Source organism: Streptomyces sp. WG5, assembly GCF_049974565.1.
GTDB lineage: Bacteria > Actinomycetota > Actinomycetes > Streptomycetales > Streptomycetaceae > Streptomyces.
The window spans coordinates 16,668-31,119 of the sequence record NZ_JBNGGC010000055.1 but is presented as its reverse complement, the minus strand read 5'-3'; the positions used below and the strand labels follow the sequence as shown (position 1 = coordinate 31,119).

Annotated in this window: 18 protein-coding genes and 2 pseudogenes; 9 read left to right on the top strand and 11 right to left on the bottom strand. The window is 68.4% G+C overall.

Features of this window, described 5'->3' with window-relative positions:
* Together ACP4IX_RS34810 and ACP4IX_RS34805 are read left to right on the top strand one after the other, a co-directional pair.
* The coding region (locus ACP4IX_RS34810; protein WP_426558541.1) for a hypothetical protein at nucleotides 1-219 on the top strand (219 nt) is incomplete at its 5' end.
* A gap of 549 nt (nucleotides 220-768) precedes the next feature.
* On the top strand, nucleotides 769-1,200 hold the full coding sequence (locus tag ACP4IX_RS34805; RefSeq protein WP_426558539.1) for an ATP-binding cassette domain-containing protein: 432 nt from the start codon (nucleotides 769-771) through the stop codon (nucleotides 1,198-1,200).
* Here the strand turns inward: ACP4IX_RS34805 and ACP4IX_RS34800 are convergent.
* Nucleotides 1,103-1,386: pseudogene (locus ACP4IX_RS34800) on the bottom strand (hypothetical protein); the annotation flags it as partial. The gene ACP4IX_RS34805 and the pseudogene ACP4IX_RS34800 sit on opposite strands and share 98 nt — an antisense overlap.
* A 455-nt stretch (nucleotides 1,387-1,841) precedes the next feature.
* Here ACP4IX_RS34800 and ACP4IX_RS34795 point away from each other — a divergent pair.
* Complete coding sequence (locus tag ACP4IX_RS34795; RefSeq protein WP_426558537.1) at nucleotides 1,842-2,918, top strand: hypothetical protein; 1,077 nt, start codon at nucleotides 1,842-1,844, stop codon at nucleotides 2,916-2,918.
* A gap of 108 nt (nucleotides 2,919-3,026) precedes the next feature.
* Here the strand turns inward: ACP4IX_RS34795 and ACP4IX_RS34790 are convergent, their stop codons facing one another.
* The 4 genes from ACP4IX_RS34790 to ACP4IX_RS34775 form a co-directional block, all read right to left on the bottom strand.
* On the bottom strand, nucleotides 3,027-3,359 hold the full coding sequence (locus tag ACP4IX_RS34790) for a hypothetical protein (RefSeq protein ID WP_426558535.1): 333 nt from the start codon (nucleotides 3,357-3,359) through the stop codon (nucleotides 3,027-3,029).
* 105 nt (nucleotides 3,360-3,464) lie between these two features.
* The gene (locus ACP4IX_RS34785; RefSeq protein WP_426558533.1) at nucleotides 3,465-3,764 is read right to left on the bottom strand and encodes an integrase core domain-containing protein; all 300 of its coding nucleotides are present in this window, start codon (nucleotides 3,762-3,764) and stop codon (nucleotides 3,465-3,467) included.
* Between the two features lie 7 nt (nucleotides 3,765-3,771).
* Nucleotides 3,772-4,386 carry an IS3 family transposase gene (locus ACP4IX_RS34780; protein ID WP_426558531.1) on the bottom strand — a complete coding sequence of 205 codons (615 nt, stop codon included), beginning with the start codon at nucleotides 4,384-4,386 and terminating at the stop codon, nucleotides 3,772-3,774.
* Between the two features lie 220 nt (nucleotides 4,387-4,606).
* Nucleotides 4,607-4,735 carry a transposase gene (locus tag ACP4IX_RS34775; protein ID WP_426558529.1) on the bottom strand — a complete coding sequence of 43 codons (129 nt, stop codon included), beginning with the start codon at nucleotides 4,733-4,735 and terminating at the stop codon, nucleotides 4,607-4,609.
* A gap of 235 nt (nucleotides 4,736-4,970) precedes the next feature.
* Here ACP4IX_RS34775 and ACP4IX_RS34770 point away from each other — a divergent pair.
* Nucleotides 4,971-5,135, top strand: a pseudogene (locus tag ACP4IX_RS34770) (pirin family protein); the annotation flags it as partial.
* Between the two features lie 369 nt (nucleotides 5,136-5,504).
* Here ACP4IX_RS34770 and ACP4IX_RS34765 read toward each other — a convergent pair.
* From ACP4IX_RS34765 to ACP4IX_RS34755, 3 genes are all read right to left on the bottom strand, one after another.
* Nucleotides 5,505-6,407: an SDR family NAD(P)-dependent oxidoreductase gene (locus ACP4IX_RS34765; RefSeq protein WP_426558527.1), complete on the bottom strand. Its 903-nt coding sequence runs from the start codon at nucleotides 6,405-6,407 to the stop codon at nucleotides 5,505-5,507.
* Between the two features lie 74 nt (nucleotides 6,408-6,481).
* Nucleotides 6,482-7,045 (bottom strand): TetR/AcrR family transcriptional regulator, encoded by a 564-nt coding sequence (locus ACP4IX_RS34760; RefSeq protein WP_426558525.1) that lies wholly within the window; start codon nucleotides 7,043-7,045, stop codon nucleotides 6,482-6,484.
* Between the two features lie 340 nt (nucleotides 7,046-7,385).
* Nucleotides 7,386-8,231, bottom strand: a complete 846-nt coding sequence (locus tag ACP4IX_RS34755; protein ID WP_426558523.1) for a DUF1963 domain-containing protein — start codon at nucleotides 8,229-8,231, stop codon at nucleotides 7,386-7,388.
* A 585-nt stretch (nucleotides 8,232-8,816) separates the two neighbouring features.
* Here ACP4IX_RS34755 and ACP4IX_RS34750 point away from each other — a divergent pair.
* A complete protein-coding gene (locus ACP4IX_RS34750) occupies nucleotides 8,817-9,359 on the top strand; it encodes a GNAT family N-acetyltransferase (protein WP_426558521.1) in 543 nt (180 codons plus the stop codon).
* A 114-nt stretch (nucleotides 9,360-9,473) separates the two neighbouring features.
* Nucleotides 9,474-9,947 (top strand): N-acetyltransferase family protein, encoded by a 474-nt coding sequence (locus ACP4IX_RS34745; RefSeq protein WP_426523255.1) that lies wholly within the window; start codon nucleotides 9,474-9,476, stop codon nucleotides 9,945-9,947.
* Nucleotides 9,948-10,042: 95 nt separating this feature from the next.
* Here ACP4IX_RS34745 and ACP4IX_RS34740 read toward each other — a convergent pair whose 3' ends face one another.
* Nucleotides 10,043-10,804 carry an SDR family NAD(P)-dependent oxidoreductase gene (locus tag ACP4IX_RS34740; protein ID WP_426523254.1) on the bottom strand — a complete coding sequence of 254 codons (762 nt, stop codon included), beginning with the start codon at nucleotides 10,802-10,804 and terminating at the stop codon, nucleotides 10,043-10,045.
* 143 nt (nucleotides 10,805-10,947) lie between these two features.
* On the opposite strand from ACP4IX_RS34740, the gene ACP4IX_RS34735 reads away from it, so the two are divergent.
* A complete protein-coding gene (locus ACP4IX_RS34735; RefSeq protein ID WP_426558519.1) occupies nucleotides 10,948-11,574 on the top strand; it encodes a TetR family transcriptional regulator in 627 nt (208 codons plus the stop codon).
* A gap of 173 nt (nucleotides 11,575-11,747) precedes the next feature.
* The gene (locus ACP4IX_RS34730) at nucleotides 11,748-12,149 is read left to right on the top strand and encodes a RidA family protein (protein WP_426523252.1); all 402 of its coding nucleotides are present in this window, start codon (nucleotides 11,748-11,750) and stop codon (nucleotides 12,147-12,149) included.
* A 110-nt stretch (nucleotides 12,150-12,259) separates the two neighbouring features.
* Here ACP4IX_RS34730 and ACP4IX_RS34725 read toward each other — a convergent pair whose 3' ends face one another.
* Entirely contained in the window at nucleotides 12,260-12,664 is a 405-nt protein-coding gene (locus ACP4IX_RS34725) for a hypothetical protein (RefSeq protein WP_426523251.1), read from the bottom strand.
* A gap of 387 nt (nucleotides 12,665-13,051) precedes the next feature.
* The gene (locus ACP4IX_RS34720) at nucleotides 13,052-13,477 is read right to left on the bottom strand and encodes a hypothetical protein (RefSeq protein ID WP_426523250.1); all 426 of its coding nucleotides are present in this window, start codon (nucleotides 13,475-13,477) and stop codon (nucleotides 13,052-13,054) included.
* A 489-nt stretch (nucleotides 13,478-13,966) separates the two neighbouring features.
* On the opposite strand from ACP4IX_RS34720, the gene ACP4IX_RS34715 reads away from it, so the two are divergent.
* Nucleotides 13,967-14,422: a hypothetical protein gene (locus ACP4IX_RS34715; protein WP_426523249.1), complete on the top strand. Its 456-nt coding sequence runs from the start codon at nucleotides 13,967-13,969 to the stop codon at nucleotides 14,420-14,422.
* The last annotated feature ends 30 nt before the right edge of the window (nucleotides 14,423-14,452 follow it).

Here is a 14,452-nt window from a genome sequence, read left to right as displayed (position 1 = left end):
CCGTCCGGCACCAGACGCCCCACCATCGCCATCACGGCCGCCAGCCTAGTGATCCAGCCAGTTGAGACGTCCTCTAAGTGGGGCGCCATCAAGGCCGCTTTCAGTAAGGTCGGCGGCTTCGCCAAGGCCATCGGCGGCAAGTTCAGCGACTTCAAGAAGTGGTACGACGGCCTGTCCTGGTGGGTGAGGGCGCCCTCGCTGCGATCTCTCCCGGGCTGACGCTTCTCGAGATCTACAACGCCCTGCACTGACGAAGGTCAGGGGACTGGAGTGATTGCGTCCCCTGACTGAGTGACAGCAGTCGGGTCTGCCCAGACTACCTGGGCAGACCCGGTTGGCTGTCCGCGCACCGCAAACGGAAACACGGAGCACCCCATGACCCATACGCAGTCTTCCCGTACGGCCACCGAAGGCACATGGGCCCTGCCTTTGCTGACGCTTGCGCCACTTACCGCGATCAGGCTTCTTACAGAACTCTCCACGCCATGGCTTGCCATTTCCTGGGCTCTCTGCATCCTGTCCGTGATCCTCGTAACGGCCGGATGGGTGACGTTTTTCCGTCACGGAGCGCGTGACTTCAAAGCGTGGGGAATGTGCGTTCTGGTTCACGCCGTACTGGCTTGGCAGGCAATTATACTTGCACGCCATCAAATTCAGAGATGAGTAATCGGGGGGAAGAAGTCTGCGCCGGGACCCTTCGGTTTCCACACCTGCTCAGGTCACCCTCGAAGACTTCCTCCCCCTTGCGATAACGCAAGAAGACCCTACATGAGCCGAAGCGATCCGCACCATGGTGGTCGTTTCAGCGACATTCCCCGTTGGCAATCGGCCGGTCGGCCACGTGAAGGAAGCACAGTGAAGGGCGAGATACTCGTCGAAGCTCGAGGCCTGAGCTGGTCTTTCGGCCCCAAGCGGGTCTTGGGCGACATCTCGTTCACTCTCCGTTCTGGTGAGGTGACCGGCTTCCTGGGGGCCAACGGAGCGGGAAAGACCACAGCGATCCAGCTCATGCTGGGTCTCTTGAAGGGCGAAGGACGAACGACCTACCTCGGTAGACCGTTGTACGAGTGGGGAGCGCCCGGCACAGTGGTCGGAGCTGTCCTGGGGTATCAGCGAGACCGAGAGAGGTCAGGTAGCGCACGCAGTCGGCCCTGCTCCAGGACATGTTCACAAGGGGATGCCGGCTACGCATGTACTTGACGTCCGCGTCCTTCGCGCGGTGGAGTTCATTCGTGGAGATTCTTACCCACTGCTCGACGAAAGATCCCTTCGGGATGCGAGTCGGTAGGGGTAGCCAAGCAGTTCGCGAACCTTCTGCTTGATCGACTTTACCTTATATTCACCGGTGCTTCTCTGTACTTCATCCTCACGGGTGAGGGCGGGTATATGACTTTCAGTGAACCTCCGAGATTGATGGAGTGAAAGTGGTGGCGTCGGCGGCCGCTGGGCAGGTCACCCGACGTCGGCAAGATCAGCGCACGGCGTCGGGCAGCATCAGGGCGGGACGGCGAGCAGCAGAAGCACGTGCTGACCCCGGAGGAGGACCGCAGCGATTGCTGGGGCCTTGCATACGAGTACGAGATGTTGTTCACGCTGCTGCCGGATGAGGCTTGAGCACGCCGAGTGCAGCTCGCGGGTTGTCTCTCGAAGGGGTGTCCTACTCAGGAGCGTGGCGGGAAGCGCCTGGTTCGAAATCCTCGGCGGCGACGGTGCCACTATGAGGGCTACGCGGTCAACGCCCTGGCATTGTCCTGAATGGCCCTCACATAGCTGAGGTGTTGGCTGTACTGTGCCTTCCCGCCGCAGTCTGCCTGGATTCGCGGCAGACGGGGGCAGAGTTCGTGGACATCGTCGCGGAGACAGTCAGAGTCATGACGGCTGTTGTAGGGGGAGCCGCAGCAGCGGTCGGCACTGAGATCGCGCAGGCGGTCACGGGTCTCGTCCGGGGCAGGCTCGTCGGCAGCGAGGAAGGCAGGGCTGCGCTGAGCGCCCTGGAGGAGCGGCCGACGGCCCCTGAGTCCGTGTCGGCTCTCGCGGAGGAACTGCGCCGCCAGATCGAGGCCAACCCGGACTTCGCAGCCCGGCTCGAAGCCGCGCTTACGGACACCGCACCGGTCGGCTACTCGTCGCAGGTCTCCCACAGCATCCAGATCAGCGGAAGCGCCCGGGTCCGAGGCAGCACGCTTTCCCTCGGTCCGGTTACGTTCAACAACACTCCGGCCGGGCGGGCCAGCATGGTCGTCGTGGTGGTTGCGTTCGTCGCCCTGCTCGCGCTCGCCGTCTACGGCATCCTCCAGGTCCTCGACACCGACGGTGCACCGTCCCAGGGCAGCAGGGCACCGGAAGTCAGCGGCACGCCCCTGGTGACGGGTTCCCCTGGAGACACCGTGTCCTCTGGTACCACCGGAGGGGCGGACGGGCCCACGCGTGAGGACATTGCTCCCCTCGCCGATGAGACTGCCGTGCTGAGCGTGATGCCCGGCCCGGCCGATGTCCCCGTCGGGTGGAGCCAGGTCGGGGCGCCCCGGCTGTTCGAGACTGACCCAGGTGCCGCGGACCGGCTGAACGCGTCCTACGTCGCACGTGCCAAGTACGCGGACGGAGATCGCTCCCTCACCCGCTTCCTCGTTTTTGCCTACAGTGACGAGAGGAACGCCCAGGCCGGGTACGCCCTGAGTCGATCGAGGGTCGGCGCTGCCAATCGAGCCCTCAGCATGCCAGCAACCGGTGACGAGAGCTTTGCGTACACGTCTCCAGAGAGCGGCCAGATGCTGAGCGTGGTTCGCGTGGGAACGGTCGTGATTGAGGTGTCCGGGACAGGAAGTGGCGACCACCCCTACTCGGGGCCCGATCTGCAATCCATGACAGAGCTGATGACACAGCGGGCGCTGACTGCACAGGTGGGCCAATCCCTCTGAGCGGGCTGGGGTGCCACCACCCTGTTCACCGTGCACTGGGAGTCCGGGACCGAGACCAGGGCACGGTTGGAAGGGCGCCGCCATGTCGGCGATCGTGAGGTTGTGCTGTTAGACCTGCTCGGTGTGAGCGTCGTCCTTCGGTGACAGTTGGTCGCTTCCAGGCACTGGTCTGGGGAAGGTTTCGGACTCCTGTGGACGGAGGCGTGTGGGGATGCCGAGGTGGACAGCTGGTCGATGTGCTCGGCGTTGGGTCTCGTTGCGCTTTGCGCGGAGGAAGGTGAGGGTGAGGTCGATGCCTTCGACCTCACCGACCCAGCCCTCGGTCTCGGCGCGCCCTCGCCGGTCGAGAAGGTCGGTTTCGAGCTCGGTGAGCCGGGCGAGCATCTTGGGGTTGACGTGGGGCATCGGGCAGCGGATGCAGACTTCTCTGAACTTGACCACCGGACGTCCCGCCTGCTGCGGGGACCTCGGTAGAGTCGGGCCAGTGACAGGTAACCGGGGCCGCTGGCCAAAGATCGACCAGGATCGTGGCATCGAGGACTGACGCTACTCATCCTGGACTGGTTGGGCGAGCAGGGCGTGAATGCCATGATCAGGGTGAGCAGTACTGAGTTTTGTAGAGTCCGGTGATTTTGTTTCAGGCGGACTGCGGGGTCTGCTCCTGGCTCCGCCAGAAGGCTCCTCGTACTCAGCGGGCGGTACGTAGTCGAGCGTGGAGTGGAGACGCTCCTCGTTGTACCAGGTGATCCACTGGAAGATCGCCCATTCGACCTGGTCGACGTCCTTCCAGGGGCCCCGCATCTCGATCAGCTCGGCCTTGAAGGTGCCGTTCAGGGCCTCGGTCATCGCGTTGTCATAGCTGTCCGCGACGGAGCCGACGGAGGCTGAGGCCGATGTCGGCGAGTTGATCGGTATACCGAATTGATACGTATTGAGACCCGCGGTCGCTGTGATGGATGAGACCGGAGTCCTTCTTGATCCTCCGCCTCCACAGCGCCATCTCCAGAGCGTCCAGCGGGAGCTCGGTCCGCATGTGATTCGCGACCTGCCAGCCGACGATCATCCGCGAGTACACGTCCAGGACGAACGCCACGTATGCCCAGCCGGACCAGGTGCGGACGTACGTCATGTCCGCCGCCCACAGCTGGTCCGGCCGGGAGGTGGTGAAGACACGGTCGACCAGGTCCGGCGGGCGGGGCGCCGACGGCTCGGGGATGGTGGTGCGGCGCCGCCGGCCTCGAATGACGCTCTCCAGGCCCAGCTCGGCCATCAGGCGCTCGACGGTGCAGCGGGCCACGTCCACGTCCTTGCATCGAAGTGCGCGGGTGATCCGGCGGGTGCCATAGGTGCCGCCCGATTCCGCGTGGATCTGTTCGATCAGCGGCATGAGACGTCCGTCGCGGAGCCGGCGAGCGGACTTCGGCCGCTTCTTGCGGGCGAAGTACGTCGACGGCGACAGGCCGTGCACGGGCAGACGGGATCGACCCCGAGACCTCTGTCACGCAGGTGATCTATCACCTGCTCGGTCTCGTCCGGGGATGGTCGATCTCCTGGGCAAAAGATACCGAGGCGGCCTTGAGGATCTCGTTCCTTCGCTTCAACTCCGCTACTTCTTTGCGAAGTTGCTTCAGCTCGTCCTGCTCGGCGGTGGTCAGCCGGTCGTCGCGGTCGGCCTCGGCCTGGCGGACTCAGCCGCGCAGAGCCTCCTTGTGGATGCCCAGATCCTTCGTGACGTGGGCGATGGGGCGGCCGGTGGCGCGGACCTCACGGATCGTGTGCTCGCGGAGCTCGCCGGGGTATTTACGGGGTGCTGCCATGGTGCTGGTGGATCTCCTTCGCCAGGACGGTAACCCTGGCATCAGGGACTCCATAAATCTCAGTACAGCTCACCGCGACCGCGGATGCTCACACTCCTTGAAGAACGAACCCATCCGACGAACCAGGGCAGTGGAACTCACGATTGACGACTCCTCCGGGACCGACGCTAACAGTTTGCTAACCGTCGGCGGTCCGGAACGCCGCTGACCTGCGCAAAGGCGCACAGGCTTCGCTATGTTCTGGAACTGGATCGGACGGTCGCAGGAGGAGATCGCACAGGCTCGCCGGGACTGGATGGAAGGGTCCCGGTTCGGTGAGGTGAAGGGGTACGACGGGGATCCGCTGCCCGCCCCTGTGCTGCCTCCGGTGCCGCTGAAGCCGCGCGGGAGGCTTCGCTGACCTGCGGGAAGGGCTGACGGGACGGTTGTGGCCGGTCAGCCGGCCGTCTCCCGTCGTCCTTCACAGGCTCCTCGCGGGCGCTGGGCGGCCGGGTGTGCTGTCAGCCCGATGCCGTTGTGCCGTGCCCGTCGAGGGTGTGTCCCTCTGCGGGTGGCTGTGGCAGGACACTTGCCGGCTCTTTGCCGACTCTGCTGACGCGGCCAGGACCCAGTGTCTCGTGCGTCCAGCATCGGGGCGAGGCCCGCTCACTGGCTGGACTCCTCTCGCGACACGCTCGATGCCTCGCAGGTGCAGGCCGAGCGGGCGGCGGCGCCATCCGTACGGTGGGCCGGGTCCGGTTGCCCGGGAGGGGCCGACCGAAGTCCGTCCTCAGTGGGGCACTGTTCCCAGTAGCGCACGGGTTTCGGCGACCACCCGCGCGTTGAACGCCGGGTCGTGCACCTGTGCGGAACCCCGCATGGGTCGTCCCTTCTCGTCGTAGTAGACGCCGGTGGTGTCCGACTCGTCGGTGAGTACCCGGGTGATCACGCGAGCAGCGGTGCCCGGGTTGGTCCAGTACTTGATGAGCGGGGCCAGTGGCGAGAGCACGTACTTCGACAGCAGACGCAGGAGCGGGCCGGCGTCACGGCCGAGATTCGTGCCGGGAGCGAAGCCGGGCTCGATGGCGTTGAACCGCAGTCGGGGTGTTTCGCGGGCGAAGGCGAGCACCGTTGCCAGGTTGCACTGCTTGGACGTGGCGTAGGCGTCCGCGCCGGGCAGTTTCGAGCCGCCGGGCTTCCACTCGCCACGGGTGCTCGCCTCGGCGGAGATGTACCGGGCGCTGCGGAAGCCGGACATGGTGGCGGCCTTGCGCTCCGGATCCTCCACAGCCGAGACGACGAACACCACCTGTGTGCCGTCTTCGAGGTGGGGCACGAGTGTCTCGGTGAACACGAAGGGCCCGATGTGGTTGGTCGCGTAGGCGATGTCCCAGCCGAGGGCGTTCGTGCCGGGACGGTTGGGGAAGATTCCGGCGTTGTTGAGCACGCCGGCGATCGGGAGGCCGAGCTCGGTGATCCGAGCGACGGCGCGTCGCACGCTCGTCAGGTCCGAGAGGTCGCAGAGGACGGACACGGCCTTCCCGCCCGTGCCTTCGATGGTGCTGCGCACGTCGTCGAGCTTGGCGGCGTTGCGGCCGACCAGCACGACGGTGCCGTGCTCGGCCAGTGCGAGCGCGGTGCGGCGGCCGAAGCCGGAGGTCGGGCCGGTGATGACGTAGACCTTGTCGGGCATGGCACTCCTTAGATGTCTGACTGGCCAGTCATTAATGGGTGTGGGTGAGTGCGGGGAAGCGGGCCCGGGGCGGGTCAGCCGATCATGCGCCAGAGTGCGTCGAAACCGGACTGCTTGTGTTCGTCGGCGCGGTCCGGGTCGCCGATGATGTAGTCGATGGTGGCCTCGGCCAGGGCGTGGGACAACGCGAACACCAAAGCCGCCGGGGCATCGCGCATCGGGCCGTTCGCCCGGCCGCGCTCCAGGATCTCTCCGATGCCTGTCATGGTCCGGTTTGCGGACTCGTGGGTGGACGCCGTGATCTCGTCGGAGACCTGGAGCTGGGCCAGAGTGCGGCGCTTCAGGGGAGCGGCCGTCGCCCAGTCCATCCATCGTGACCACATGTGCAGCAGCTGGGTGCGCGCATCGGCTGCGGGCAAGCCGCCGAGTGCGGCTGCCCTCATCTCACCCTTCAGCTCCAGATAAAGCTGGTTCAGTAGATCCGCTTTGGTGTCGAAGTAGGTGAACAGTGACCCGTTCGAGACGCCGGCCTCCTTCGCGATCGCCGCCGTCGCCGCCCCCAGTCCCTGGACAGCGATGATCCGCGTGGCAGCGGCCATGATCGCCGCGCGCTTGTCGTCGCTCCTCGGCCTGGGCATGAGGACAGCATGTAGGAGAGCGACCGGTCAGTCAATGGAGGGGGTCGCTTTTTCCCCGACGTAGGTCCGCTCGGCCCGCAGCACGCCGACGTCGGTCGCTGATGGGCGGTAACGCGTTGGCGTGGGTGGCTGCTGGAGCGTAGGCGGTCAGGCGATTCTCACCGGCTTCCGCCCTGCCTGTGGGAAAGATTCTGAACAGCCGGCCCGCTCGGGCCGGAGTGGTCGGCGGTCCCACCGTGTGGCTGTTTGTGCGCAGCTTCGGCGGCTGCGCAGGTTTTCGCAGGGTTACTTCGCCTCTGATCGCCTGACCCATTCGAGGGACGCCGTCCGCCGGGCCCGGTCAGGGATTCCGACGGACGGTGCTGAAGGTGCGGTCGAAGCGACGGGCTTCCAGGTCCGCGCGCTGGATTCCCCACTGCACGTCCGAGCCTTCCCGATGGCTGATGTCCGGATTCCAGTGGGCCAGCAGAACCCAGTCCTCGACGGCGCCCGACACCGGCTCGTCGCCGCCCCGACGTCCCCGTTCCGCCTGGTGGACGGCGCAGCTGGCCACGGATTCCAGCGGGTCAGCGTCGCAGGCCTCCTCACTCGCGTATCCGCCGATCTGCAGATGCCCTTCTCTGCCGGAGGTGTCGCACCAGACCGTGGCCAACTCGTCAGCGTGCGGGAATCCGGGAAGCGGGTGGTACGGCAGGTCCGGTTCGGTTCTGGCTCTCAAGTCGCCCTGCGGGTAGGAGTCGACGATCTCCTGGTAGTAGTCATCGCCGGGACAGCCGTTCCAGGTGTTCTTGTCGCGTTCCTCCACCGGTGTGCCGGCCGGGACGTACACGGCCTGGCCGCAGTTGCCGTCGCCGTCCGTTTCCTCGAGTGAGGCGAAGAGCAGCAGGCGTCCGTCGGGCGGCAGAGGGAGGTCCGTCGCGTCCTTCGGCAGCGCGGCGAGGTCGATGGACGCGAGGTACGGGTGTTCCGGGTCCGGGACCTCGGCGGGCAGCAGCAGCGGCCCGCCGAACCTGCCCGCGACCGGCCCGTCTCCGCCGTCGGTGAGGACCGCGCAAGGCCGGACGTGGCCGATCCACCGGTCCACCTCTTCGGCCGGGAGCGGGTCTATGTCCTCCCACGGGTATCCCTCCTCAACTGCCCGGGTACGAAAGGGGATCAGCATGCGGCGAAGCTCGTCATCGGTCACACCGGCGACTGTAGTTCCCGCCACCGACAACCTCGCGGCCCCCGGGACACCGAGGGCATGCGCCACCGACGACCGCCTGGAGGAGCGTTGTGCCCCGTCGAGGGACACGACCCCGGGCCAGGTGTGGTCGTCGTCGAACCGGCCCCGGAGGTCCTCGACGAACCACCGCAGCGTGCGGCCGGTACCGTTGAGCAGCGGCACCATCCGCGCACGCGGGCCCGCGCCGTGGGCGCACACGGCGAAGCTCCTCGGTCACGAGTACCCGTCGACCCTGAACGTCTGCCGGCCCACCAGGGGCGACGCCATCGCCGCTGGGCTTGCCCACCATGCCCGCCAGGAGCAGCGGCGCGACGAGCCTCCCGGGCGCGTCCACGAACCGTCCTACGGCAGAGACTTTTTGTCGTCCTCTGGGGCCGGAACCCGTCATGACCAGCGCTGCGACCTCCGCCGCATCGAGTTTCGTCCCGTTGCCGGTCGGGGCCCCGGTGATGCTCTGCGCGGATGCGGTCCGACCCGACCCGGGTTCCTCATCGACGTGCCTGGCGAGGATGGCCGAGACCCCCCTGTGTGGTCCAGGATGACGGGATGGTCACGCTGGAGACTCCCCGTTTGATCCTGCGTCGCTGGCGCGAGGAAGACGTCGTGCCGATGGCTGCCGTCCATGCCGACCCCGAGGTCATGCGGTGGATCCGTGACGGCAGCGTCCGTGACGAACAGCAGACTCGCGACGGGGTCCAGGCATGGGAGAGCGAGTGGGAGGCGCGGGGCTTCGGCCTGTTCGCCGTGGAGATCCGGTCCACCGGCGAGCTGGCCGGGTTCACCGGCCTTTCGGTGCCCGACTTCCTGCCGGAGGTACTGCCGGCGGTCGAGGTCGGCTGGCGGCTGGGACGTTCCCATTGGGGTCAGGGCTTGGCCACCGAGGCCGCTGCGGCCGCTGTGCGGTTCGGGTTCGAGGAGCGAGGGCTGGAGCGGATCGTCAGCATCGCTCAAGTGGGCAACGACGCCTCAGAACGGATCATGACCAAACTGGGGATGCGTCCGGTCCGTGAGACCGTCAACCCCACCTGCGGCCGGCGAGTACGGGTGTTCGAGTTGTCGTCGGACCGGTACGCCACCCACACGCGGTGAAGGCGGCAACGAGGACAGCAGCCTCATGGCGGCGGACCGCGCGTTCGCCGTGCCCGGTGCCTCGGCTCGATGTCTCCGTGCGGACCTTCGACCGTGACGGCCACGGCGCCTGCCATGATCGTCGCCATGGGGACAGACATCTCAACGGCCGGGGTGGCCGACTTCCATCAGGTCCTGGCCGATCACCCCCGTTACTGGGGCGAACGCGACCTCCGGTCGCTCCACCTTCTTGCACTGGTGCAGGAGTTCGGTTCCACCTGCTTGGTCGCCCGGGCCGAGGACGGAATCCGTGGGTACGTCTTCGGGTTCGTCACCCCGGACGGCACCGGGTACGTGCATCTGATCGCCACGCGGGACGACGCCCGCGGCACCGGTCTCGGGCGTCGTCTGTACACGGCGTTCGCCGAAGCGGCGGAACGTCACGGTGCACGGCGGCTGAAGGCGATCACGTCGATCGGGAACACCGGCTCGATCGCCTTCCACCGCAGCCTCGGCTTCGCCACGAAGGTCGTCGACGACTACAACGGCCCGGGCCGGGCCATGGCCGTCTTCCACCGGGACCTGCCGCTCAACGTCTCGCAGCCCTGACCCGTCAGCCGTCACCGGCCGCCGCATCCCGGGCCGTTGGTCTCACCTACGGGCCACAACCGCTCGTTGAGGGTGGCGACCAGGACAACTGCGTGTCAGACGGCGGACCAGCCGTCGTCGACGGGCAGGATCGCGCCGTTGATGTTGCTCGCGGCGTCCGAGGCGAGGAACAGGATCGCGGCCGCCTGCTCCTCCGGCCGCGACACACGGCCGAGGTTCACGAAGTGCGGGCCGATCGCCGCCGGGCCGTGCGCCGCGCGGTCGGCCTCCACCGCGATGGCGGTCGCGGTGCCACCCGGGCAGATGGCGTTGGCGCGGATGCCGTTCTTCCGGTACATCACCGCGAGCGACTTCGTCAGGCCCACCACACCGTGCTTGGAAGCCGTGTACGAGGTGCCTGCCGCGCTCCCGCGCAAGGAGGCCTCGGAGGCGGTGCTGACGATGGCGCCGCGGCCCGCGCCCAGCATGTGCGGCAGTACCGCGCGGGCCAGCATGAACGGCGCGGTCAGGTTGACCCGGATGACCCGCTCCCATTCGGCGTCAGTCACGTCGGCCAGGGCCGACATGCTGTCCATGATCCCGGCATTGTTCACCAGGACGTCCACGCCGCCGAACCGCTCCACCGCCGTCGCCGTCACCCGGTCCACGACAGCCTGCTCGCTCAGGTCGCCCGGGACGGCCACCGCGGTGCCGCCCGCCTGCTCGATCTCCTTGACGACCGCGTCGGCGCCGTCGGCGTTGAGGTCCGCCACCACGACGCGGTCCCCCTGCGCGGCGAAGGCGAGGGCGGCCGCGCGCCCTATGCCCGATCCCGCTCCGGTGACGATCACGCTGCGGCCGTTCGGATCGGCGGTCATGAAGTGCTCCCTCTCCCAAGTGCTGGTGCGGCCGGCCCGTGTCCCACCGGGTCGGCACGCCAGCATTAATGTCTCTGAGTGACATAAAGTCTTGGTGGAGAATACACGTTCATGACGTGGAGCACTGTGCGCCGGAGGGGCCGATGACCGCAGCTCGCGGACGGACCGGGCGGCCACCCTTGACCGAGGAGCGCAAAGCCGCCATCAGGCTGAGGATCGCCCGGGCCGCGGTCGACCTGTTCATCGCCCAGGGCGTCGCCGCGACGACGGGGGAGCAGATCGGACAGGCGGTCGGCGTCTCGGCGCGCACGGTGTGGCGCTACTTCCCCACCAAGGAGAGCTGCGTAGGCCCGCTCTTCACGACCGGCATCGATGCGATCGCCACCGCGCTGCGGCAGTGGCGCCCCGGCCGGCCCCTCCAGGAAGCCTTCGACCACCTGTGGACCGCCGACGCCGTCCTGCCCGGACCGGACGTCGGCGCCCTGCTGCGGCTCACCCGGACGGAGCCGGGTCTGCGCGCGGTCTGGCTGCGGACCCACGACGAGGCGGAGCCCGCCTTCGCCCGCGCCCTCGCCGAGCGATCCGGACTCCCCGCCGACGACGTACGGCCGGCCATCTGGGCCGGCATGATCAACGCGGCGCTGCGCGCGGCGGTCGAGCACCACGCCTACCGGACGACCGGGCCGGACCCCGATCCCGCGGCCGCCAGGATCGACCTCGCGGCGACCCTGCGCACCGCACTCGCCCTCACGGCCGCCGGCCTCACCTGAGTCGCCGGGTGCGTCCGGCGGGCCGGTCGGCGCACCACGGGCGGGAACTCGTCGCATACCCGACCAAGGGTGTCGTGGTTTGCCGGAAGGCTCGTCAGCACCGACGTCGACGAAGGCGGCTACGCCGCCGATGGGCGTCGTACTTACTCCCGGTGAATCCAGATGGAGCTGATATGGCAGTGGAACGAACGGCGGTCAACCCGGTGACCTGGTCGGTGGAGATGGGCTTCAACCAGGGTGAGGTCGTCTCCGGACACACCCGGACCCTGTACTGCTCGGGACAGACCGCGATGTCCGCCGACGGCAAACCCCAGCACGACGGTGACATGGCCGCCCAGGTGGCGCTGAGCCTCGACAACCTGGAGGCCGTGCTCGCCGAGGCCGGCATGTCCCTCTCGAACGTGGTCCGGCTCAACGTCTACACCACCGACGTCGATCTGCTGCTCCCGCACTACGGCGTGCTGGCGTCGCGGTTGGCCGCCGCCGGGGTCGCCCCGGCCAGCACGATGCTCGGGGTGACACGGCTGGCGGTTCCCGGCCAGCTGGTCGAACTCGAGGCGACCGCCGTCGCGTGACGCGAACTCGCCGCCTGCTGCTCGTGCCGGCACGAGCAGCAGGCGGCGGAGGGAGGGGACGTCCGACGCTCACCCGGCCGCGTCGGTCAGCGGTGCACGCGTCGTCGCCGTCAGTGGTGCAAGCGGAGCCGGTGCGGCCGGTGGGCGGCCGGACGGCGGTCTCCCGCCGTCTCGTCCGGAGGGCTGGTCCTGCCGTCGGCGCCGCTCCCGCCCTCCAGGCGGTCGGCCAGTCGGTCGCGGTCCGCGGCGGCCCGCCGGGCGGTCTCCCGCTCCCCACGACGCTTCTTGCTGCGATGGCGCGCCAGTACCGTCCCGGCCAGCAGCATCCACATGCCCAGGCCGAAGATCAGGGTCAGGGCGATACCGCCGAGAAACGCTCCGAGCGTACTGATCGTGAAGGGTTCACTGCCCAGCAGGGTCACCGTGTAGTCCGGACCACCGGACAGGTTGTACGCGATCAGCAGACCTGCGAAGGCGGCGGCGCCCGCCATCAGCAGGAGGCCCAGTACCAGCATGGTTCTCACCTCGTCACACGGGGATGTGCTCCCTACGGGTCACCCAGGGCGAAGAGGGCGAAACGTCGGCTCGCCACCTGGGCCGCCCGTGTCGCGCGCAACCGGCCGGACAGTGCTCACTCGGCCGGACAGCGCTCACTCGGCCCGCGCCGGCTTCGTCGCGGTCGCTCCCGGTCGGAGGGCGCCGGTTCGTGACACCTGAGAGGCCGGCCGGAACCGGGCGCTCCGGCCGCCGGCGTCGTGCTGCCACGGTGCTCGTACGACACCCGCGCGTCGAGCAACCCGTCCGCGTGGGCGGCTGCCCGTGCGCACACCGCGTTCACCGGCCCCCGCGGCGGCCTCGCGGCGGGCCCCACGCGGTCACCGGGACTCGCGTGTGACTCCGTGTCACCGGGACCCGCGGGTGACTCCGTCGACGACGAATCCGACCCCGACGCCGAGCAGCCAGGTGTCCTTCGCCAGGGCCGTGCCCTCCTGGGTGGGGCGCAGACTGCCTTCCTCGCGCATGCCGGGCGTGCGCAGGTACAGGCCCACCAGCCCGGCCGAGAACGCGGTCAGGCCGATCCCCGCCACCGCCGTCGGTACGACCGGCAGGAGCAGCGCAGCGCCGAGGGCCATCTCACCGGCGGACAGCAGACGGACGAAAGTCGCCGGCTGCACGTTGCCGAGGAACGGGTAGGCGTTCTTCGCCATTCCGTGCAGCATGGTGGCGGTCTGCTCGTCGGCCCCGCGTTTCGCCAGGCCGGAGTTGAGGATGAAAGCCCCGATGGCCAGTCGTGGGGGGAGATGCCTGGGTTCGACGGGCAGACGCATGGGGACTCCTAGCGGCGCTTCCGGGGGATACCCGTGAGCCTATGGCGGGCGACCGTTCCCCGCAGGGCGGGTCACGGACGACTGCGCCGATCGGGTCACGGCTGTCTCCCCGCCGTGCACGCCCGGGTCAGTACGTGCGGCACCTCCCGTCGTCGGACGTCTCCGTGGCCGCAGCCCGGCGGCGTGGGGCGGCGGATCCGATCGGGCTCCCGGGTCGAGTGGTGGGACCTCCGCACGCGGTCCAGGCTGGTCTGGACCGGAAGGAGCGGTGAGGTGGCGAAGAACCGCGACGGCGCGACGGGGAGAGGAATCCCTGGAAGGGCGACCGGGCTGCCTGGAGCAGCCCCGGCGGCGGGGTCCAGGGGGCGGTGGAAGGGCAGACCGCCGAACGTACCGAGGGCCCTGCCGCCCGTGCGCTCCCGAACCGGGGACACGAGCCGCTGACGTGACACCGTTCCCACGTTCCACTCACCGAAAGGGACCGACCACGTGGAAGACCCGCACCGGCGCCCCGAGGGCGTCAGCGACGAGACGGTGGAAGCCCTCGGGTCCCTGTCCAAGGCGCTGGAGACGACCGACCGTGCCCGTGGGCACCTGTTCGCGTTCCACCAGCTCACCGGCACGGCGGACTTCGAACTGGACCGCGCGGTCGAGCTGCTGCGCAAGGCGGGCCACCCGGAATGGGCGGAGCGTGTCCGCACGGAGATCCTCGGGCGCAACGTCATCCCCGGGCACTGGACGTTCCAGATCGTCGAGGCGTACGACCGGACGTACTACCAGGCGTTCCGGGACCTGGAGCGCGCGGCGGTGGACCGGCTCGCCGAGGGCCGTGACCATCTGTACGAGGCGGAGCTGAAGGAGGCCCGCCGTACCCGCGGCCACCCGGACCACACGGCCCGTCCCGACAGCCCCGGCACCCGGATCCCGAACGGTCCCTTCACCTGACGCCGGCGCGCGGTGCGTGCCCCGACGGAC

Bases quoted from the DNA above. Each gene is read 5' to 3' on its own strand.
- ACP4IX_RS34785 (WP_426558533.1), bottom strand. From the start codon at position 3,764: ATGACCGAGGCCCTGAACGGCACCTTCAAGGCCGAGCTGATCGAGATG.
- ACP4IX_RS34745 (WP_426523255.1), top strand. From the start codon at position 9,474: ATGATCGTCGCCATGGGGACAGACATCTCAACGGCCGGGGTGGCCGAC.
- ACP4IX_RS34725 (WP_426523251.1), bottom strand. From the start codon at position 12,664: ATGCTGGTACTGGGCCTCCTGCTGATGGCGGGCGCCGCCGCCTTCGCA.
- ACP4IX_RS34775 (WP_426558529.1), bottom strand. From the start codon at position 4,735: ATGGCAGCACCCCGTAAATACCCCGGCGAGCTCCGCGAGCACACGATC.
- ACP4IX_RS34740 (WP_426523254.1), bottom strand. From the start codon at position 10,804: ATGACCGCCGATCCGAACGGCCGCAGCGTGATCGTCACCGGAGCGGGA.
- ACP4IX_RS34735 (WP_426558519.1), top strand. From the start codon at position 10,948: ATGACCGCAGCTCGCGGACGGACCGGGCGGCCACCCTTGACCGAGGAG.
- ACP4IX_RS34720 (WP_426523250.1), bottom strand. From the start codon at position 13,477: ATGCGTCTGCCCGTCGAACCCAGGCATCTCCCCCCACGACTGGCCATC.
- ACP4IX_RS34805 (WP_426558539.1), top strand. From the start codon at position 769: ATGAGCCGAAGCGATCCGCACCATGGTGGTCGTTTCAGCGACATTCCC.
- ACP4IX_RS34750 (WP_426558521.1), top strand. From the start codon at position 8,817: ATGGTCACGCTGGAGACTCCCCGTTTGATCCTGCGTCGCTGGCGCGAG.
- ACP4IX_RS34760 (WP_426558525.1), bottom strand. From the start codon at position 7,045: ATGCCCAGGCCGAGGAGCGACGACAAGCGCGCGGCGATCATGGCCGCT.
- ACP4IX_RS34765 (WP_426558527.1), bottom strand. From the start codon at position 6,407: ATGCCCGACAAGGTCTACGTCATCACCGGCCCGACCTCCGGCTTCGGC.
- ACP4IX_RS34730 (WP_426523252.1), top strand. From the start codon at position 11,748: ATGGCAGTGGAACGAACGGCGGTCAACCCGGTGACCTGGTCGGTGGAG.